The organism is Dokdonia ponticola (assembly GCF_042653865.1).
Taxonomy (GTDB): domain Bacteria; phylum Bacteroidota; class Bacteroidia; order Flavobacteriales; family Flavobacteriaceae; genus Dokdonia; species Dokdonia ponticola.
Map to the genome: position 1 here is coordinate 1 of NZ_JBHSFV010000025.1, position 20,195 is coordinate 20,195.

General features: G+C 39.0%; 26 protein-coding genes and 1 pseudogene. All 27 read right to left on the reverse strand.

Features of this window, described 5'->3' with window-relative positions; genetic code table 11:
* Positions 1 to 352: pseudogene (locus tag ACFO3O_RS22070) on the reverse strand (hypothetical protein); the annotation flags it as partial.
* A 10-nt stretch (positions 353 to 362) separates the two neighbouring features.
* The gene (locus ACFO3O_RS22075; RefSeq protein WP_379982967.1) at positions 363 to 857 is read right to left on the reverse strand and encodes a hypothetical protein; all 495 of its coding nucleotides are present in this window, start codon (positions 855 to 857) and stop codon (positions 363 to 365) included.
* Positions 854 to 1,300 carry a hypothetical protein gene (locus ACFO3O_RS22080; protein ID WP_379982969.1) on the reverse strand — a complete coding sequence of 149 codons (447 nt, stop codon included), beginning with the start codon at positions 1,298 to 1,300 and terminating at the stop codon, positions 854 to 856. Before ACFO3O_RS22080 ends, ACFO3O_RS22075 begins: the two co-directional genes overlap by 4 nt.
* A 22-nt stretch (positions 1,301 to 1,322) precedes the next feature.
* Positions 1,323 to 1,835, reverse strand: coding sequence for an N-acetylmuramoyl-L-alanine amidase (locus tag ACFO3O_RS22085; protein ID WP_379982971.1), 513 nt, complete (start codon positions 1,833 to 1,835; stop codon positions 1,323 to 1,325).
* A gap of 49 nt (positions 1,836 to 1,884) precedes the next feature.
* Complete coding sequence (locus ACFO3O_RS22090) at positions 1,885 to 2,307, reverse strand: TIGR02594 family protein (RefSeq protein WP_379982973.1); 423 nt, start codon at positions 2,305 to 2,307, stop codon at positions 1,885 to 1,887.
* A gap of 43 nt (positions 2,308 to 2,350) precedes the next feature.
* The gene (locus tag ACFO3O_RS22095) at positions 2,351 to 3,784 is read right to left on the reverse strand and encodes a hypothetical protein (protein WP_379982975.1); all 1,434 of its coding nucleotides are present in this window, start codon (positions 3,782 to 3,784) and stop codon (positions 2,351 to 2,353) included.
* Positions 3,785 to 3,808: 24 nt separating this feature from the next.
* The gene (locus tag ACFO3O_RS22100) at positions 3,809 to 4,579 is read right to left on the reverse strand and encodes a hypothetical protein (RefSeq protein ID WP_379982977.1); all 771 of its coding nucleotides are present in this window, start codon (positions 4,577 to 4,579) and stop codon (positions 3,809 to 3,811) included.
* Between the two features lie 7 nt (positions 4,580 to 4,586).
* Positions 4,587 to 5,003 carry a hypothetical protein gene (locus ACFO3O_RS22105; protein WP_379982979.1) on the reverse strand — a complete coding sequence of 139 codons (417 nt, stop codon included), beginning with the start codon at positions 5,001 to 5,003 and terminating at the stop codon, positions 4,587 to 4,589.
* Between the two features lie 3 nt (positions 5,004 to 5,006).
* A complete protein-coding gene (locus ACFO3O_RS22110) occupies positions 5,007 to 5,240 on the reverse strand; it encodes a hypothetical protein (RefSeq protein ID WP_379982981.1) in 234 nt (77 codons plus the stop codon).
* Positions 5,237 to 5,782 carry a hypothetical protein gene (locus tag ACFO3O_RS22115; RefSeq protein ID WP_379982983.1) on the reverse strand — a complete coding sequence of 182 codons (546 nt, stop codon included), beginning with the start codon at positions 5,780 to 5,782 and terminating at the stop codon, positions 5,237 to 5,239. The genes ACFO3O_RS22110 and ACFO3O_RS22115 overlap by 4 nt, the downstream gene beginning before the upstream one ends.
* Positions 5,779 to 6,420, reverse strand: a complete 642-nt coding sequence (locus tag ACFO3O_RS22120) for a hypothetical protein (protein WP_379982985.1) — start codon at positions 6,418 to 6,420, stop codon at positions 5,779 to 5,781. The genes ACFO3O_RS22115 and ACFO3O_RS22120 overlap by 4 nt, the downstream gene beginning before the upstream one ends.
* Before the next feature lie 2 nt (positions 6,421 to 6,422).
* Positions 6,423 to 7,040 (reverse strand): hypothetical protein, encoded by a 618-nt coding sequence (locus ACFO3O_RS22125; protein ID WP_379982987.1) that lies wholly within the window; start codon positions 7,038 to 7,040, stop codon positions 6,423 to 6,425.
* Positions 7,041 to 7,123: 83 nt separating this feature from the next.
* Positions 7,124 to 8,035, reverse strand: a complete 912-nt coding sequence (locus tag ACFO3O_RS22130) for a hypothetical protein (protein WP_379982989.1) — start codon at positions 8,033 to 8,035, stop codon at positions 7,124 to 7,126.
* A gap of 70 nt (positions 8,036 to 8,105) precedes the next feature.
* Entirely contained in the window at positions 8,106 to 8,270 is a 165-nt protein-coding gene (locus ACFO3O_RS22135) for a hypothetical protein (protein WP_379982991.1), read from the reverse strand.
* Between the two features lie 216 nt (positions 8,271 to 8,486).
* Positions 8,487 to 9,356, reverse strand: a complete 870-nt coding sequence (locus ACFO3O_RS22140) for a hypothetical protein (RefSeq protein WP_379982993.1) — start codon at positions 9,354 to 9,356, stop codon at positions 8,487 to 8,489.
* Positions 9,357 to 9,516: 160 nt separating this feature from the next.
* Complete coding sequence (locus tag ACFO3O_RS22145) at positions 9,517 to 10,524, reverse strand: hypothetical protein (RefSeq protein ID WP_379982995.1); 1,008 nt, start codon at positions 10,522 to 10,524, stop codon at positions 9,517 to 9,519.
* The gene (locus ACFO3O_RS22150) at positions 10,524 to 11,000 is read right to left on the reverse strand and encodes a hypothetical protein (protein ID WP_299213696.1); all 477 of its coding nucleotides are present in this window, start codon (positions 10,998 to 11,000) and stop codon (positions 10,524 to 10,526) included. The genes ACFO3O_RS22145 and ACFO3O_RS22150 overlap by 1 nt, the downstream gene beginning before the upstream one ends.
* 130 nt (positions 11,001 to 11,130) lie before the next feature.
* Positions 11,131 to 11,595: a hypothetical protein gene (locus tag ACFO3O_RS22155; protein WP_379982997.1), complete on the reverse strand. Its 465-nt coding sequence runs from the start codon at positions 11,593 to 11,595 to the stop codon at positions 11,131 to 11,133.
* A 14-nt stretch (positions 11,596 to 11,609) separates the two neighbouring features.
* Positions 11,610 to 11,855, reverse strand: a complete 246-nt coding sequence (locus ACFO3O_RS22160; protein WP_299213692.1) for a hypothetical protein — start codon at positions 11,853 to 11,855, stop codon at positions 11,610 to 11,612.
* Positions 11,842 to 12,615, reverse strand: coding sequence for a hypothetical protein (locus tag ACFO3O_RS22165; protein ID WP_379982999.1), 774 nt, complete (start codon positions 12,613 to 12,615; stop codon positions 11,842 to 11,844). The genes ACFO3O_RS22160 and ACFO3O_RS22165 overlap by 14 nt, the downstream gene beginning before the upstream one ends.
* 2 nt (positions 12,616 to 12,617) lie before the next feature.
* The gene (locus ACFO3O_RS22170; protein WP_379983001.1) at positions 12,618 to 12,977 is read right to left on the reverse strand and encodes a hypothetical protein; all 360 of its coding nucleotides are present in this window, start codon (positions 12,975 to 12,977) and stop codon (positions 12,618 to 12,620) included.
* Positions 12,970 to 13,299: a hypothetical protein gene (locus ACFO3O_RS22175; RefSeq protein WP_379983003.1), complete on the reverse strand. Its 330-nt coding sequence runs from the start codon at positions 13,297 to 13,299 to the stop codon at positions 12,970 to 12,972. The genes ACFO3O_RS22170 and ACFO3O_RS22175 overlap by 8 nt, the downstream gene beginning before the upstream one ends.
* A 51-nt stretch (positions 13,300 to 13,350) precedes the next feature.
* Entirely contained in the window at positions 13,351 to 14,352 is a 1,002-nt protein-coding gene (locus tag ACFO3O_RS22180) for a hypothetical protein (protein ID WP_379983005.1), read from the reverse strand.
* Positions 14,336 to 15,301 carry an AAA family ATPase gene (locus ACFO3O_RS22185; protein ID WP_379983007.1) on the reverse strand — a complete coding sequence of 322 codons (966 nt, stop codon included), beginning with the start codon at positions 15,299 to 15,301 and terminating at the stop codon, positions 14,336 to 14,338. Before ACFO3O_RS22185 ends, ACFO3O_RS22180 begins: the two co-directional genes overlap by 17 nt.
* On the reverse strand, positions 15,298 to 19,551 hold the full coding sequence (locus ACFO3O_RS22190) for a strawberry notch C-terminal domain-containing protein (RefSeq protein ID WP_379983013.1): 4,254 nt from the start codon (positions 19,549 to 19,551) through the stop codon (positions 15,298 to 15,300). Before ACFO3O_RS22190 ends, ACFO3O_RS22185 begins: the two co-directional genes overlap by 4 nt.
* Before the next feature lies 1 nt (position 19,552).
* Positions 19,553 to 19,978 (reverse strand): hypothetical protein, encoded by a 426-nt coding sequence (locus tag ACFO3O_RS22195; RefSeq protein ID WP_379983009.1) that lies wholly within the window; start codon positions 19,976 to 19,978, stop codon positions 19,553 to 19,555.
* A partial coding sequence (locus ACFO3O_RS22200; RefSeq protein WP_379983011.1) for a hypothetical protein occupies positions 19,975 to 20,195 on the reverse strand: 221 nt, incomplete at its 5' end. The genes ACFO3O_RS22200 and ACFO3O_RS22195, both read right to left, overlap by 4 nt.

The following is a 20,195-nucleotide window of genomic DNA, read 5'->3' on the forward strand; positions in this document are numbered from 1 at the left end:
CGGCTTTTTCGTCATCGTTAAAAGTACCTTTTGCATCTTTCAAGACTTTGGCTAATTCTACTGCTTTGGCTCTTGGTAATTCCTTAATAGTTCTAGGGGCTACCCAAGCTTTTACATCATCGATATATCCGTAATTAAAAGGCTTGTTCCAATTCGGCTCTTCTTTAACCTTTGCTTTTTGAGTGACAGATTGTGGGGTGCTTTGTTTTGGGAATATCCCATCTGCCGTTGTTGCAATTTCACTTTGGGAATTCTTTTTCTTTTTCTTAGAAAGTAGTAGATACAATCCAATACCAGAAACAGCCAAAACACTGCCACCAATCATCCACCATGTCGTTTTTGATAATTTCATCTGTTATTTTTTATAAGGTTCTATAAGGCGGTAGCTTTGCTACAATCCCCATAATAATTTTAATTTCAGAAGTACTTAAACGATCTTTTAATACATCAATTAAGTTGCTCCCGTACTCCTCTTGATATGCGAAAACAAGTTGCGATACTTGCACTTTATCTTTAAGGCTTCTAAAAACACCATAGATTTTTTCTTCATCGTCATTTAGATACCAAGGTGTTAAAGCACTATAGATTTGATATGCATACCCTATAGCGGTTTGTGTTTTCAGGGTAATCACTGTTTGAGATACGCTTTGTAGCACCTTATTTTTATATTGTAAATCAAAAGCATGACTTGCATCAAGTCCTCCTTCTGTATTGGCTAATACTCTTGAGATCGCTTCTAAGAATTGGGCATATCGCGTATCTCTTTTCTTAGCCCTTACACTCACAAAGCCTATAGTGATCACTATAATTCCTAGTGCGCTTGCTAAGGTTATTTTATGTGTTTTTACAAGTCTCATTTGGGTAGTAATTTACTTGCTCTTCCAATGGGGGTCAGCATTTTTAAATCCTCTACATCTGTACTATCCACTGCTTTTTTTCCAATAACAAGAATTCCTATAATAAGAGCGATTAAAAGTATTGGAATGCCTATGGCTATAGCTTTAGTTAGATTCTTTCCAAGTCCAAAAAGGTTGCCTTGAATTTCAGAGAGATCAGAGATCGTGCGAGTTGCGATATTGGATACATCTAGCCCTTGTTTGTCCATCCAAGTGGTAAAGGCAGGACGTGTGGTACAACTCACAGCACCATTACTTTTCCAAGTAATGAGCCATAAGGTTTTGGCATGAGCGCTTCCTACCGCTTTTTTCAAGGCATCAAAGTAGCTGATCCATAAATCGCACGGATCATCCTTTTCAGGGATCACAAAGGAGTAGGTATTTACAGTTAAAGCTTTAGGCATTTTTTATTGAGTATCGTATGAATTAAAGAGTTCTCACTAGAGGTATTCTTTGATATTGATTATGGGTTGGTATTCCAAGGGATTCCAACCACGCCTGTACATCAAAAGCAGGGTTTTTAGATTCCTCGGTGCGAGTAGGATCATCAAAGCCTACCACCACCACGCTAGGAAATCGAAGGGTGTAAAATCGCACAATAGCTTCTAAGGTTTTGGTTTGCGCATCAGTACGTGTATCCTTCCAAAACGCTTCTTTTAGGGTGCGTCCACCGACATAGCCAATGTGCTTTACCTTTCCCAATATGGGATGTCGCCCACCTGAGATTCCCCACAAATCCACATCCGTAGGACTATTCTCTTTGACCAAAGTTTCTAGTGTTCCATCTTGTAAGACCAGATAGTCAAATCCTGGTCTATTAAATCCAAGTCCACCACTAGAGGTAGGGCGCGTGTGATATTCAATAATATCTTGTCTACTAAGGTTTGTAGCCTCTGAGGTATCGGTAGATTGAATAACTAAATAATTAAGTGTTTCCATGATTTTTTTCAAGTGTTTGTTGTCTATTTTAACATAGGATTCATCTGAGCTAAAGTCTTCTAAAGCCAAGCAATCGATAAGCGGGATAGGCTTTGATATTGACCTGATTATTTTGATTTCCACCTAGACAATAGATTTTTGTTCGATCTTCGGAATAGCCGATAAAAAAGCCAACGTGTCCTTTCCATGAGGTTTTAGCCTCACGCCAAAACACCACCACATCTCCTACAGAGGGTTTTGTTACTTTGTTGCCTACACTAAGCCAAGAGCGTGCATTGAGTTTTCCACTTGCCTTTTTACGGGCTTTTAATGCCACCCAATTTGCAAAGGCACTGCACCAAGCAGTCTCATCATCCTTGACCCACGTTGATCCGATCTCTTTGAAATAATTAACAATGATCGGATTATGTAACCTTCCTACTTTTTCAGTAGTTCCATATTGACTCAGCGCAATAGTTATCAGTGTATTCATTTGTTTAAGGGAGTTAAAGTGTTTGTACTCTTTAGTGCTAGTCTTAGCGCTTTTCTAGTTCATTTTCCAAAACATCAAACCAATCTAGTTTAGTGTAATAGATAAGTAATGTGATGGTGGTTTGAGCTGGAATGGTAAAATACCATCGGTGTAATCCATCGATCACAGTTCCTTCGATTTCAAAGACCTCTGCTACGTTTAAAAAGTTTTGAGGGCTATTGTAATTTCCAATACTGATAAACCGACGATCACTTTTCCCACTGACTGAAATATCTTCGAGTTCCAAAGTATTCATAAGCCGATCACTACTAATGATTTTTAAATGTTTTACTTGTGCTGGATTAAATTGAAACTCCTGACGATACTCATCATAACCTTCTTTAATACTTACCTCTTGATTAGTAACCCGCCCAAGGGTTACACTATTGAGCGTTGCTTTTGAAACAGCTACCAAACCGCTAGTGGGATGGATCGCAATACCCGTTTCAAAATCTGCTATAGGGTAAGGAGTGATAAACTCATTATCTGCATTTAATCTCAACACCTGATTATTGGTGGTCTCCCCGATATATAAAAGTCCTTCCGATTCGCTATAAGCGATACTACCGCCTACACCTTCTAAGGGAATTTGACTAGCTACAAATGATATGGTATCAATAGCAAGTAAAGAAGCGTCGTCTGCAAGGATACCATAGATGTGTTTTGCTAAAGGATAATATGCCCATGAGGTAATATGCTTTGTTATTTGATCTATAAGTCCTACACGATTATGTGCAGTATCATAAATGAATACCTCTCGTGAAAGAGGAATATAGATATATACATTTCCTGTATAGCTATCAAGTCCAATGCTTAAAGGAATACCCTCAATAGATCGCTGTTCTACCACTCTAGTGGGGGTATCGATCACAAACATATTGGCTTCTGTAATTCCAATCACATAAAGCGAATCATCGATAGGGTTATAGACAAAGCCAGTAGGGCGTTTGATAACCGATAATTCCTCGCTAATGGTAAAATCCAATTCAATAACACTTATGCTATCTCGAATGGAACTCAGCACATAGACCTCTCCATAATTTGGACTATCTGCTCTGGTGTGTACCGTTATAGCAATAGGAGAATAAGAGATGGTAAAGGGAATGCTAGCAAGGGTTATGGTATGCAAGACCACTCCTTCGCTATTAAATACGCTCACATCATCAGAGAGTTGATTGACCACATAAAATAAATCATTGGCAGGGTTATAGACCATCCCTTGCGGATAACTCCCAACAGCAATGGTTTGAGTATCGTTAAAACGATTGGTAAATTTATCGGTGGTGCTCAGCGACAATTCGCTATTTGCCCCCCATAAACGCACTCTTTGAGAAGTATCGGTCGAATTACAAATAACAAATTGAACAGACTGAAACTCTTTTGTAAGATTTTTGTAAAAATCTCTGTATCTCTTTTGCATGTCTAAGGAATATGCCATGGTTACTTTTTGTTTTATATGTAATTAACTGATCGTTTGTTTCTCTTGGATATAGGCCTGTATAAAATCCATCACATCACGGGTACGTTTTAACTGCGCCTGTCCAATAAGATCGGGGTAGCTTCCAAATATTTGTGTCATCGCATAGACCGCTTCTATTTTGGGAAAACCGTAATCTAAATATTGCTTAATCCCACATAAATCAGCAGTCGTTTGACTTCGGGTATTTAAAAACCAATGACAACCCTCATGGGCTAGGATCGCTACTCGTATGGGAATGCTAAAGCCTAAAAAGAGTCGTTTTGATATCTGAACGCGTGGCATTAACCGATGGGTTCTCGCTGGGGTAATCAGTTCTTTGCCCAAAGGATCGGTAATGGAAGCCACATAATGAAATAGAAACTCCCCGTTTGGACTATCGTAATACCCTGTTGGGGTATGTCCCGCTTTTTGAGCAAACTCAATAGCAAACTTTAAAAATCGATGCTGTGATTCTGATGCCCAAACAGGAGCAGGTTCCATCTGCTTCACTACAAAAGAGGTCACTGAAAAATTCTGATCATCAAATGCATTTTTATCAAAAAGAAATAGCTCTAATCGCTTTGAAGACACTGGAAATTTAAGTTCAAATTCACGCTCTTGTGCGGCTTTATAAAAACGAGCTTTTCGACGCAAGTAATAGGTATGCGGGTATCTTGGGTCATAGGCTTGAATCCCTAACTCCATAGCTCGGTGTGCTTTGATCCGCAAATGGATCACAAATCGATTCTTATTTGTTGGAATTGGAATAATCATACTTCATTTACTGTGATTGTCTCTTTTTATAAATAACAACTCCAATGACACCTACCACCAAAACACCGCCTAAGACGAAAAACAGCACAGGGATGCCCTGTTTTTCAGTGGGAGCGTCATCTTGCTCCTCTTGTGATAAAAGTCCTAATTCAAAATCACTAGGAACCTCTTGAGAGTCTATCTGTATTGGGTTTAATAAGGTATCTACCGCTTGTCCGATAGCACTGGCTCCGCCTAGATCGCGATAGACATTGCCTATTTTTTTTGCGAATACTTTTTGACGTGCCTTTCGAGCAAGTATCCTAGGGCTTGTCTTGCGAATTGCACGACGCGCTTTGCGAGCTTTACGACGTGCCTTTCGTTTTTTCTTATTACCAAAAAAAGCATCTTCTTGGTAGTCTTCTTCTATATAGTCCGCTATCATTAGTTACAGAATTTGTAAGATGAGTAAAGTGCTATTTTGAGTATCGTAGGGGATCGCATTATAGGCTTTGCCTACAAAGGGATACCCCTTAGCTTCTCCAGAAGGTAAGATCACGCCATTAACTACCGCCTGACTATCTCCTGTATTTTTAAAAGATGCAAATAGAAATCCTGCATCTAATTGTCCTTGCTCTTGGGCTTGAACTTCTATCTCTATTGAATTTGCTTGTGTGTTCATAGTGTATTTTTATGTTGCCTTTTCCACAGTACATACCCTACCGCGGTGGTTGCGGTAATTACTAGCGCCACGATGAGTATTTTCTTTTTTGAAATCTTTTTTTGTTTAGGCGCTTTAGATTCAGCTTCTTTTTGAGCGACTTCTTCTTTAAGAGCTTTAATTTTGTCTTTGGTAACTCTTCTTGCAGGAACTCTTTGTATTGGTAGCTCCTTCTTTTTATCGGCTAACGTGTTTTTATCAGCAGGCAGCACTTTTATTAATGGTAATTCCTCTAAGGGTCTTTGCCTTGGCTTTCTGAGTGGTATTACTTTATCTCTAGGCAGTAGTATTTGCGCTCTTGCCTTACCCTTTATTTGTCCTCTTGATCTTGAATAGGGGCGAGCGATTCCCCGTCTACTACTAGGTCTTTTTTTAAGTGGATAAGATCGTGCAATACCCCGATGAAAGCTTATCGGTCGCATGGGCAGTCCATAAGGATTAAAATCGTCATACATCGCCAGCTCTTCTGCCTCATGATAATCTTCTTTATAGATAGGGATCATAGTTTCTGTTGTATTGCAGGGTTATAGGTAGCTGCTCGTGAGCGAGACATAAATACGACTACTCCAATAAGACTGACTAAAACCACCGCGCCACCTACCATAAGCATGGTTTGTGAGCGTTTCTTAGCTTTTTCTTCTCGCTCTCTTCGCAGGCGATCTTCTCGTTCTCTACGTAATTGTTCCTCTCGTTGACGTTGCTGTTCTTGCATCCGCTGGATTTGTAATTCTAAATCTCGTTTAGCTTGCAAGGCTTGGGATGAGGAGGCACTATTATTACTGTTATTATTATTGCTTTTTTTCTTTTTTAAAAGCCCGCCAATAGCACCTATCGCACCTTTGATCAGTCCACCAAAAAATGCATCCTGTGCATCAGGCAAATCAAAGCCAACCTTACGAAGCCATAACATAGAATCGCCTTGCACATCGATATGACGATCTACAAGTTTAGAGAGCGCATCGGTAAAATTGCTCGGATCGTTCTTTAAAAGCTCCACCGTAGCATCTATCAATTGCCTCTTAGTAGGCGGGGTTTCAAAACTCACCCCATAATGGGCTAATAATTCAGTGAGAGTGCCACTAGCGGTAAGGATCAAATGCCCTATTAAATTAATGGCTTCGTTATATTGCTGTTGTGTCATCTTTAGCTGTTTTTTGAATATGAAAACACCCAACCCATAAACAGACCTGCACCAAAGATGCTAGCATAAATGCCAAGCTCTCTTTTAGTGAGTAGGGTATGAGAAGTCTCTATTAAGGGTTCTTCTTTTACGCTCCTTTCGGGTGTATTAAAACCCATGGCGTTAAATTGTGTTTCAATTTCTTTTCCTATTTCTTTTTGAAGTGCGCTATCATTAGAAGCATTGTTATATTTTTCAATCAATAGCGATAAAGAAGTTTTATGATTCGTCTGATCGGAATCTGATATAAAACTATCTTCTTTTAAAGCGGATGCTTTCTTGCAAGAACCACATCCTTCTTTTTTGGTATCAGTGAGTTTGCCCTTGCAACTATTACATATCGCTACAGGGCTTGCAATAGAGAGAATCGCTTTTTTATCAGGGTGTATTTTTAAAAGGGCTTCAATAACCGAGCGTCCTTTCTCACGAACAAGCTCTTTGATAGCCTCTACAAGGTCTTGTGGGTCTTCTACAGATTCAAAACCCTCATCGTATAAAAGCTTTTGGGCTTCTAATACATTGTGATATACAATGTAATCGATACGGTTTTGTCCCAATTCAGTATATCGGGTAGTACTCATATAATTGATACAGTTTAAATAAGTCAGTGTAGCGCGAAAAGTGCGCTACACTGACTAGGGTTATAGAAAGCGTTTAGGGGGGGCTAACGTTTTCTACGAACAAGTTGAGAGCTAGGACGTCTAGTCCTTCTAGCAAAACGTCTTCTACTACCACTGCGTGTAGGTCTACGACGGCGCATTCTTGCCGGGCGTCTTCTAGCAGGAAGTCCTAAGGCGGTAGGGCGTTTACGTCGTACTAAATCTAATTGAGGAAGTCCCGTTGTTCTTGGTGCATGGGAGAGTTCTGCCACGTTTTGACCACGCAAGAGGTTTCCTAAATTTGCACGGGCTTTAACCGTGAAGGTAAATACCGCAGAACTATTGGCATTAATGGTAAAGCGAAGCGCATCTTGTCCCGTTACGTCCATTTCAAAATTATCATCATCAATAAGGGTGTTGTTGAAATTTTGAGGGGAGGTCGCATTACGCGGTTGATACACCCGATTGGTTTGTGTCCCCGAAGCAGTTCGCCTTTGAATACGAAGCACATTATCAAACTGTATAGGAGTACTTACAGAGTATTTCATCCCCGCGATTTTAAAGGGGTGGGCTTTACTCTCTTCACGTACTTCTTTGTGTGAAGATTCTTCAACCACCACAGTAACACCATTGGGTTGCGCCTCTTCTGCATTAGCACCAAAAAGAATGGCTTGTGCAGGCGCTGCCGAGGTATTGGTTACAGAAATGGTTAATGTACGGTCATTAGGGTTGATACGTCCAATACTCTGTTTGGTGTAATCATCATAGCCTCCTAAAGCCTCAATATATCCATCCTCCTCATAAGGATACGGATCATCATATTCATCATCATACCCATCATATAGATCCTGTTCATCATCATATCCCTCTAATCCTGTGTCAAACTCATCTTCATCAAATTCGCCTTCGTAAAAATCATCATAGCGCTCTTCGGCATCTTCTTCGTAACGCATTAATTCATCATTATATGGATTCATAAGTGTCTTTTTAAAAGTTTAAAATTGTTTTTAGAAATAGCATTTTTAGCAAACAGGCTTAAAAGCCATTTTACTTCTTAGCGACGACCGCTTGCTTTTTCTCTTTTTCTAATTTGTTAGCCTTTGCTTTTGCCATCATAGGAGCTATCAAAAAAGCGCCTAATAATACTCCTGCAATACCAGCTCCTGCGATATAAGCAACCGCTTTCATATCAATGTTTGATTCTTGTGCCATCAATGTGTTTTTTTAAATGTTAATTCTTGTTTTTAAATGAAATGACCTATCTTTTGTATTTGGGTGCAAGTTGAGATCAAACTTTCTCAATTCCTTGGCGCGACTTTAGTAAAGTGACAATTCGAGAGTTTTTAAAAATTGTAAATACCTTATTTAGTGGCATTTATAGTTTTTATGAATACCTCCAAAACGACCAAAGTCTATAAAAAGGGGCTTTTAATTTCCCTTAAAGTGGCGTAAATAGCCTGAAATAAGATGGATCATTACGGTATTTCGATCCTTATAAATCGCTTTCCCGCTAAAATCACGCTCCTGAAGGAGTCTGCGAATTTGTTTAGATTCTTCCTGGTCTATAAAGCGTTTGACCGCTTTGATGTAGCTTTTTTTACTGCATCCTATAATGTGTTGCTCCCGCATATTGACATACACGAAAAAACTCTTTAATACTTGATACCGCTTTTCAGATAACTTCCCTAAAGAAAAAGCCCTTGATGACACCTCATAATGCTCATCTACTATTAGTTGAGCAATACGCACCAAATTGTATTTGGGAATGCGATCCCGATACCGAGTCACATCATCCACTTGATGATGCAGGCGTAGCCACGTACAGTTTTGCCATTCTGAGGTTGTGATTTTAGCAACCGATTGATGAGTAAGTAATACATCAATCCCTTTGTGTCTGACCGTACATAAAGCGCCAATCATATTCTGACCTTTTGCTCCTGCCATGTAATGATCGATATCATCCAAGACCACCATCCCATTCTTATAATGCTTCATGATCTTTTCAATGACCTCTCGTTTTTGAGAAGTGTCCATCGGACTGCCATCAGGATTAAAAGGACGGATACGCCGTGCATGAATTTTGGAAAGTGATTTGATATGATTAGGGTCTACCGTCGTAAATTCTGGATAATCATCATCATTGGTATCAAAGGCTAATACCTTTCGCCCCTTTTTACCAACCCCTAAATGCTGTTGCATATACTGATAGATCTCTAATTTATTCCGATAGGTTTTTCCAACACCCGTCTCGCCACAAACAAGCATGATCATCGGCTGGCGCTTAGTGGTTATCTTCATAGCCCATAGGTTTTTTATTTTTTTACGTGATTTTTTTTTAAAAGGAACGAGTGATCCCTGCCATCCTACTTTATAAGCAGATGGAATACCCTTCTTTTTAAAAAAAGAGGCGCTTATCTACTTCCTAAAAAAAGTAGATCAGTTACTATTTAGATATCAGCTAGGAAGTGTCATCGGAGTCTTGAAAATTCCCGTCTTGATCTTGGAGGCTCGTCTTTGTCGCTTGCCTTTTTTTCTGGCTTGACTTAGAACTAGAAGAAGTAATCCCTTGCTTTTGATTTACCTCTGGAGTACTTACCTCTTCATAGACTAAGTGCATTTCATCCATCACACTAGTGGGAGTATAAGCTGTATTATGAAATGCCTGCTCATCACTTTCTAGCTCATCATAACGAGGGGCAACAACCTGCTCTTTTACAAAAACTTCTTCTTGCGCTGTATCGGTTGTAGCTTCTTCTTGCTCCTCTTGCGCTTGTTGTGAATTTGTAGCCTCTGGGAGTTTCGCCTCACGTACAATCTGTAAGATGCGTCCTTCGAGGGATTTGTTTTCATTTCGCACCTCCATGACTGTTTGTGCTTTTTTGACAATCACTGAAATAATAGCTCCTAAGAGTTGCTGTTCAGGGGTGAGTTGCTTGGTTTTGCTTTTTATTACCTGCGCTAACAAAGGGGTTAGAAGTGCTTTATCATCCTGATCCAAACGAATACGTTTAATATTCTTTTCGTTTTGGGTATCAATCACTTCAACAAGTTCCTCAAATTCAAAGAACTCTTCGTGCTTGGTAATCTTAACAAAAAAGCCCCCACCAACGGCTAAAAAGTTATCAGCCATACCCAAGAGCGCCTCTGCTGTTTGAGTGGCTTGTTTATCAGATATGATCGCCTGTGGGGTCTCTTTTTCTTGTGAATTACTAGATTCTTCTCCAATATGTTGTTGTGGAGCATCCGCTATGATTTGCTGCGTTTTTTCATTAGCGTGCGCATCTTCAGCAGTTTTACGAAAACTAGCGTTATCGGATGTTCCTTTTTTAGAAACATCAGCAATATCGCCTGTTTTGACCGCCTGATTCAGCGGACTTTGTGCCTCTGAAATCGGCACCTCCAAAATGCGATCTTGATTTGTATCATCAAGTGCCTCTTGAATCTCTTTTTCTAATTCGTCATCCATTACTTTGTTTTTAATTCTAATAAATAGGTTATAAATGAAGCTTCCAGTGCATCAAATCGCTTAAAGAAGTCTTTGTAAAAAGGTTTAATCACTACTATTTCTTCAAGTTTTTTATAATTATAGCGTATGTTTCTCCTTTTTTGTCTGTAATAATGAGCGATGGTCTGATAGTTCATATCTACGTGTTTAATCAGTAAATAATAACAACACATACGGGCATCTCTAGCATTTTGATCTTGAGATTCTAAAAAGTCGTCACCTGAAAAACCAAAGTGCTTTTTAGCACGAACAGTTAGAAAATTAATGATCAGCGTTTCTTTTTCTGAATCATCTAAAACCGTTTTGCCAGATGTTATACCATCTAACATCACAATGGCTCTAGTAATCCCAAATTTGGAAACTAATTCTTGTACCCGCGTATCAAGCAAACCATAAATGGTCAGATTCTCTTTCGATATGTCCTTTTGCTCGTTCATAGTATCAAACTACATCATTATGATATCCGATGGTAAATCAAGCGCAATTACTACTTGGTTAATTCTTAAACACCTAGCTACCTAGTAATGCGTCATTCAAGTAGTCAGTAAATGGTCAGTAAAAACACACCTAAGTAGTCATTACTGATATACTGTATCGATATATCAAAAAGGAAGTTCTTGTAATACAGTACTTTCCAATGATTGTCACCTTTGAGAGAGGCAAAGCAATACCCAATTCTCTTAGAGTAGAGCGCAAAATATTTTTATGCTTTTTTTGATCAATTAGCCCTTGTAAGGTGTCTTCGTACTGACTCTTTTTCTGCGTATCAGGCTTTGGACTTGTTTCTTTTGCTATTGATTGATCAGCGTTATGCTCCTTATGGAGCTTTTTAACTTGTTTGATATCCAATAGGATTTCAGTGTCTAATTCTTGTAATTGACGTTCTAATTCTTGAGCATCTTGCCCTTCTAGGTCTTTCTCTAATCCTAGCATTTTACCAAAAACACCTATCTTATCTTGAATATCGCTAGGCAAGTGTGCTATTTCTAATGAGTGCTTATCTAAGTACTGCTCATGTGTGATCTTTTTCATAAGTTTAAAAGGGATTATACAATTTGTAATTGTTGTTTGTTTAATAGGCTTTCAACACCATTGGATAATAATGCAGTCGCTAGCGAAGTGGCTAGAACAATCCCGAGGGTTTTGCCAAGTTCTGCCCCTTTAGGAATTCCAAACTGAAAACCTTCCTTAGTATCTGAATTCCTTCCAAGGTTATAATACAAAAGCGCTTCGGCAAGCCCAATGGCGAGTCCAGCTCCTGTGATAATGAGCATTTTTTTATTTGTTGTCATTTGCTTCTATTCTTTTAGTAATGTCTTTAAATTTCTGTTTCAGTGCGACCTTTCCTTTTTCTGCCAGAGTTTCGTTCATCTGAAAAACACCGACCACTTTTTTATGAATATGTAAACTCATTCTTTTTACCTCTGCTATTTTTTGCTTGTCATCTCTAAAGCGCTCCGGCACTAAATTCGCAATAGCATTGATGTGGCTATACACCTTTTCATACATCGTCTTAGGGATGGTGGTGGTTTTCTTTTTAGGGCTTTTACGTATCGCACCTCTTTTTCGGCATTCCTCTACTTCTTCTTGTAGGGCTTGTAGTTTCCCTTGTAAACCCGTAGGTTTAGATTTTTTATTTGTAGACTTCTTTTTAACTTGTTTTGACTTTACCTCTTGCTTTTTAGGCGTATCAGTTTTAGAATTTTCCTTTTTAGATGATGGTGCCTTCCTTTGCTTAACTACCTTTTTTTTAAGCGTTGTTTGTTTTGGCTTAGTGACCTCTTTTTTGACAGCTACTTGTGTTGGTTTAGCAACTTCTTTTGAAGAAACCACCACTTCCACACATGGTTTTTCTTTTTCAGCTATAGCCTCTGGATATACATCTTGTACCATTTCTAAAATGAGTGTCGCACTTTCTTTGGTGGCTTCTATAAAGTCCTTTTTGTCTTCTGCTGTGTTATACTCCTCAGTGAGTTTTTGAATTTCATTTTTAATATCCTTGTTGATGATTTTGGTCAAATCAAGGGCTTCTATCTGTGCTATCTGTGTCATAATTATGCGCTTTTTGAGTTTAGGCTAAGTTTCAGCTTTACTAATTTTAATATTCGCAAACGCTCGTTTTCACGAATCCGAATAGCCTCTTTACTTAAAAGAGGAATTTCTTTGATCTCTGGTTGTTTAATTTCTGATTCTTTAACAGTCTGTTTACGATGCTTCTCTAGGATTTCAAATAGCAAGCTGTCTGCTTGTTTTGCCGTGGGATCATCGATGGTAAAATGTTGGGTATGCTTTTTTATAAGTTCATATCCATGGGAAAGCACTAACGGGCTTCCTGTTTGATGTATAATTTCCTGTTGGTGCTTGATAGCAATATCCTTTAGCTCGTTTGGTTTTATATCTTTTAATCTATACATAGCGCTTATTTTTATAATTAGTAAACTCTTGGGTAGGATAGGCTATTAAACTTTTAAAAAAGGCGTTGGCTTCTACTTGATTTGCGTAATAAATAGAGCAGTTTTGAGCGCTTCCATCTATATTAAAACAGCGATAGCGGTAGCACTGAACAGGGCGCTCTACATCACTAATATCTACTTCTACCCATCGAAGAATGAGCGTATCTTTATGAAACGTTGAAGTCATAATCTGAAAGTCAAAGCATGACTCTTTACATCCCTGATTAATTAAAACGGCCTGATCCATTAGTTTTTTAATACTGTCTTTCTGTAAATTTTTCATGTTCATAATTTGGTTATATCCTTTTGAAATGAGAATGGTATAAAATGCCCATTATGAGCTGTATTCCATCAGAATACGTGATACTTCTCTTACGGCACTATCAATGGAATAGCTTTGATTAAATAATAGTACATCGGGGGTATGATCCATATAGGCATCAGTAATTCGCTCATCGATTTTCCCTAATCCACTAGGGATATTCAGTCCGCAATAATCAGCTAAAGCAATAATCCCTTTAAAGCCATTGAACCTGAAATAACGAGGGTCACTTCCCATCACTAAAAGTTGATTGATATCAAGTGGTTCTTCAAAAGGTTTGACCCTGATAGCAGATACAATGGTATGCACTCCGAAAGAAGTGCCTAATAGTACATCGATGGCAACCCCTATATGACAGCTCTCTAAATACTCGGTTAATAAAGCAACCGCGATGCCCACGTAATACAAAGCATCGCCTTGTATATTGGCATTTGCTCCAGCTAATAGGGTCAGAGTCAGGGTGGGTTTGGATGCTGATGTATTCTCAAAATAAAGATGGGTGTTTTTAACCGTAGTGGCTTTGTCTTTTCCTAGTTCAATTTTAAGTTGATGATGAAATCTCTCTAACTCACTACTCCCTTTTGTGAAGGGGATTTTATACAAGCCCATCATCGCGCGATCAAATGAAAACACACCTAAACCTTTACTGTTGGCACTTAATTGAGGGCGCTTTAATAATTCATCTTCCACAAGCTCGGTATAACGATCAAGCTCTTTTTGGATTTTAGGGGCTATGACATCCAAAAGCTCCATTTTCCCAAAATAGCGATGCTCTTGTAAATCCCTTAAAGTGTTTGGTGGTGGATTTCCATACCAATCACTTGACTTAACAATACGCGTTTGCGCATTTTTAATAATCACCTCTAGTGTTTGCGCATTGCCCATAAATAGCGACTTGCATTGTTTTTCCACAAAATCATGATACGCTGTAGGACTTGCAAAAGGGATGTATTGAAAGCGCTGCTTCTTATAAGAATGAGTATGTATGATAGGGGCTTTAGACACGAGCAGCATATTCTTTTGAAAATTCTGTTTTAGCCTCTGCGGATTTATACGTATTTACAAATCCATCATAGCCAATCTCTGCCTTGATCTTTTTAGCTTTTTCGCTATTCATTACCCAGAAATAACTATTTAGGGCATCGTGCAATGTTTTTCCGTTATCATATCTGTTAAATCGATCATCATTAGCATCAGGGATACCCATTTCGCGAACCATTTCAAGAACATAAGAACGCTGTAAGTTCAGCATGGTACGAAGGGTCATAATATCTTCAGTAGCATCATCCCCAGCATCTTTTGCCTCATAGCGTAAAATGGCTGAACGAATGGCTTGACAATGCGCTACAAGGGTGGGATAAATAAGGGCTTTTTCTAAACGCTCATTAAAACCCACATGGTAAATACACCCGCTAAAGCGGTCAATAAGAGAGGCATCTTGCTTGCTATTGCCTACATAATGTTTACTAAAGCCCTTACCTGTGGTATTCCCTGTAGCAATACATCCAAAATCAGGGTGTTTTACAATCGGCTCATTCAGTCCATTAAAAATAACCGCCTCTTCACTTGCACTTTTAGCTAAGGCATCATTAAGCAGACTTGCGGTATTAGCATCAAGTTTGGGCATTTCATCTAGGATGAGAATTTTACCATCTCGCCATGCCTCTATGAGTCCCCCTTCTTTATAGCCCGTCATGGTTTGTCCGCCTTTAATCTCGGTAGGCGAAGTCCACTGACTACAATTAATCGTGATGTAGGGAAGCTCTTTTTTATCACGCTCATGACGACCAAAAAGAGAATAACTTACTTTTTCTGCCAGCGTGGTTTTTCCTGTTCCTGCAGATCCCACTAAAAAGACATTATTACCCCAAATCAGATCATCCAAAATCTTCATAAAATTGGGAATCTGATCGATCTCGGGAATATCTAGTTTTAACTGCTTATATCGCTTACTTGTTATCATAGTATTTCTTCTAATTCTTTATATACATTCAGTTTCGCAACCAATTCAGTAAGTGGTGTAATTTCACTAAACTCATTACTGTACGATGCTTTGCCAAGCTCTAAGGCGCTATACCTACCAAAGACAAATTCTGCATTACCACTCTCATGGGGATGGTTGACAATAAAATACCCTAGGGTTTCTATAGCTTTAAATAAAGGGATATCCCTAAGGGTGTCGATAAGGGCTAAATAGTCAGTCATGATCTTGGTGTTGCTACTCGCACTTTTCCATAATCGGTAGGATTCCATAGCGTCTTTAAAAACAGGGATAAGCGTAAAATTATACCGCTCTTTATCACTAAGGCGTCTGCTGTAGACCACACGTCCTAATGGATAGCGACTATCCCCTTCAAAGAAGTTTTCAAAGCCTGCACTTGGATGACTTGATTTGCCATAAGCTGTTCCTAATTCATATACAAACCGCTCCTTAGATCGCTCGGTTCGAGACCGCCAATCTTTTTCGTTTTCTTGTTTTAACTCCTTGACCTCTTTTGTAGCATCTAAGTAAAAAACGCCATATCCGTCTAGCTTATCTAAAAATAGTCGCAGATTTGATAGCGATACGCTCCCTGTCATTTCATTCCCGTTTTGAACAAAATCGGGTAATTCATTTGGGTCAGCTCCCATTCTAGGGGTTAGAAGTTTTTGTAATTCAGAATCGATGATGGCTTTATAAAACTCTTTCTTTTCCAGAAATACATCAAAAGTAGTAGCCCCTTTTTTCTCAAACCGAACTTTATCATCATTCGCTTTAAAATACCCTCCAATAGCCAGGGTAGTGATTTTATCTAAAGCTTCACTAATAGGATACCTACTTTGATTATAAAAAGAGGTATCTACATCCCGCGCGATTAAAATACCGCTCTGAATAGTGCCTTGTTTGGTATTGTATTTTATGAGCCTGTTTTTCCCATCGATTTGACTGGCTGAAGCTAGGATGTTCTCCGTTAAAATATGACGTTGTTCCCGTTTAGCCGAAGCCTCTTTAATTCGCTCATTCCACAAAGGAAGTACTTCTTGTTGTTCTCTTTCTGATATGGGAGTAGCCTTACTTTCTTTGAAAATATCACTTAAAAATCCATTATCAACACCTTCATTTAAGGAGACATTCAGTGCTTTACGACTATCGGTAACCGCAAAGTTTAATCGAACGTTTCCAAGGGTGTATGGATTTTTAGCGCTCTTACCAATACTAACCCCTAAAAAAACACCCCAAGAAGCCTCTGAGCCGTTACGATAGGTAGGTACTTTCACTGCATCGCCAATTTGCCAAAATCCAATATGAGATTCGATACGTTTACGAATTGCGGCTAATTGTTTTATATAGGTATCTAAACGCTCTTGCTTATCATCGATAATATCCTTTAACAGCAAAGCATCTTTTTCATCTTCTTCGCTAATTACTTTTTGCGACTCATACGCTTTCATTTGAATTGAAAGTTTATCGATACTTTCTCTTTTTGAAGATTCTCTTTCAGCCACCATTATGGGATACTCTGTTGCGATCTTTGCTAAAAGTTCTGCTTGTACGGTTTCTGCGGTTTTTCCTGCTAATGCTTTTAAAAGACGAAGTTCTAGTTGTTGCAAAGTAAAGGGACGATTCAGGTTATTGACAATCGTTTCTTCCCGCACCGTATCTCGCCCAAAAGCACTTTGACCTCCAGATCCTTTATGAAACAAATACCGCTTTTGCACCTCGGCATCTAGTTGTAAAAACTCCACTTCTAAATCATAGGTTCCTTGCTGTTTTTCTAATTGAATTTGATCTTTATACCGCGAGAGTAACTCATCATATAAGCTTTCCTGATCTTTAACAAGCAGTAACCCCGCACGTCCTGTTAATTGACGAATAGCACCATGCTTTTCTGGATTTAAAACATAGCTTACATATCCGTTATCACTTTTCACTCTACTATGATTTGGATAGCCTAAATCAGGCATGAGTTCCGGATGTTCTTTAATCCATGCATGGGCTACGGTATCTCCGTATTTATTTAAAAAATCAGGACTTTTTAGGGTATCATCCCGGGTTTTTTGTGATCCTGTGGTATTGGCATCCAAGGTTTTTAATTTGGCTTTTAGCATCGTCATCAGACGAGCTTCCATAGGAATATCTGATGTAACATAGTAATACTCGGGTAAGACCACTTGTCCTGTACGATTCACTCTTCCTAAAATTTGCACTACCGTGTTAATGTCTAGTTCAAATTGGTGCATCAGTAGCGCTCGTTTACGTTGGTCCTTAAAATCCTTCGATGCGTGAGCCGAAGCGCCCGTACTTCCGCTTTGATTAATCAGAAGTACATCATATTCCCCTGAATTAAACAAGCGGAATGCCTTTTCAGAATCTGATCGGAAAGATTGTACAATAGCCTGATCCCCATCAAAAATAAGACGTTGTTTACGTCCTGTTACTTCGCCAACTCTAAAGTGAGTACCCTTATGACCTCCAAGCGTATTGGTTTTCTGTGTCTTTGTGATAACATCAATTAAAATATCTATAGGGGATATAGTAAGTCCTGAACGCTCTTTTTTGATATCCTCTTTTAATGTTTGATACGCAATTTGCGCCTCTTCGGATAAGTCTTCTAAAGGAATGCGCTCACGCGTTTTTTCATTATCAATGGTGGTATAGCTGTAGTAAAAAATACTATCTAATCCTTTTTGTAAAATATGAACAAAATCTAAATTTTTTCTAGGAATCGTATCGCCTGAACTTAACTGCAAGTCATTTAAAAAAGCGCCCATTGTACTTTTAAAAGCAATAACTACCTTTTTGTCTTGCTCTAATAATGTAAGAGTCTTTTTAGCTACTGATTCGGCTTTTAATGCAAAGAGCATTTGATCGACAATGCCAAAAACTCTGGAGAAATAAGGGCTTTGTTTGACACCCAAATTTCGAGGCTTCTGTTTGGTCTTATCCCCCATAGCTTTCGCCTGAGAATGGATCATAGCAAAACGACCGTTTAAATACTCACTCTCAAAGGAAGCAATTCGGCGCATGATCTTAATGATCCGATCCACTTGCTTTCGGTGCAAACTTCGCTCTGGTTCGTGATCTAATACTTCATAGAAGGTTTCTATTCCCTCACTAGAGCGTTGACGAGAAATAAGCTGTCCCATTTCCGCTAGATTTGGCGAAATGATCTCCTGTAAGGCGAGTCCGCCTGATTTCATAGAACGCACAAAAGCATCATTACTCAATTTGGCTTCAGCAATAGCGGTATACCCTGCATAAATAGGCATCACTTCTGGATATTTAGCAAAAGTAGCACTTAAGAAACAGCACGCGTGTGATAAGGATAAAAGCGATAACATGGCCTTACCGATGATTGTCTCATGCGATCCAATGGTATGACATTCATCTAGCACAAATACCACCCCTTTAAATCTTGAGGTGCCTAACCTTATTTGCTCACAAATTGCCTTTAACCACAAATATTTATAAGGTGCTGCCGATTGTAATTGTGAGTAGGTAGAAAAGATCATGTCATACTGCTCTGGCACTTGATTGATCACATGAGTGATGGTCAGTTCGGGATATTTATCTGGATCAGGTAAATCCCTGCCAATAGATTTGTAATAGGCAATCGCTTTATAACTATCTGTCGCTACAATCTCTGAGCTTGTGAGTAGTTCTTTTTGTTCAGACGATGAAAGAGAGGTAAAAACCACACTGCCATCGGCGTCTTTAATCTTTGCTTGACTATCAGTGTTTAGAATAAGGGGATCAATATCTGTAAGATCAATCGCTTTTAAATCTCTATAGATATCTGAAAACAGCTTTACCTTTTGAGTGAAAAATACAGGCAAATATCCTTCCATAACCGCATGGCGGATCACCCCACCTGCCTCTCTGCCTTTACCAATCCCTGTAGCATCTGCGATAATCAGACTTTTGCCCATATCAAACTGTTTTATATACAGTCCAATAGCGTCTACTTGTTCGGCGCTAAAAGCTTTCCAAAGATCCTCCAAGGAGTTGTAGCGCAATCTATCTCTTACTAAGTGATCGATATTACCATAGTCCCGAACAATTCGATTAAGAGCTACTTGGGTTTCAAAAGCTAAGTTCCGAGGGACTAAAGTATCCATCACATACGGCGCATTTGACTTCACTACATAAGGCATCAGTGCGCTTTTTGAATTAACAAGCGCATCTGTGTCTACCGTAGTTTCTTCTACTTCTTTTAAAGCGATCTCTTGCATATCAGTCAAGTTCAATAGTGGTTAAAGCCTCCAAATAACTGCGCAGCGTTTTGTAACTATAGCGCTGTATCGCCTCTTTCTTTGTAATATCTGAAGCGCTAGTAAGGGTGTCTTCTTCTATGGTAGGATCGTAACTCCCCCAACGACCACGAAGGGTAGCTAGTGCATCATTCATACGATCACTATAGAAGATAAAAGAGGTAAGCTCTTCGGCATTTTGACCTCCCGAGTAGGGAATCTCTAAGTAGTCTTCGATCAGTCCTACTACGTTTTCCTTTTCCGCTATGGCTTTTTCAATCAGGTCAAAAAGGTGTAGATAAATCCCTGAAAAGTGATCATCGCATTGATTGAATGCAGTAGGATTTTGAACGGAAAATAACGTAGCGCTATCGGTATCGGTAATAAGTTGTGGATTATAAAATATCATCTGTTTGCAATTTTTAATTGTTCTATTAATTTTTTTAAAGGGTGTAGGTGTGATTTGATCCGAAGCCATAAAGCGGTATAGCTATCAATGATGGCTTCTAATTGGGGATGAGTTTGTTTGGTTGGAAAGATGGCACTAGGAGTACGCTTTCGACCACCCACTAAAATGAGCATCATACTCGCTACAGCGCCTTGTTTATTGTAAAGCGTAAATCCAT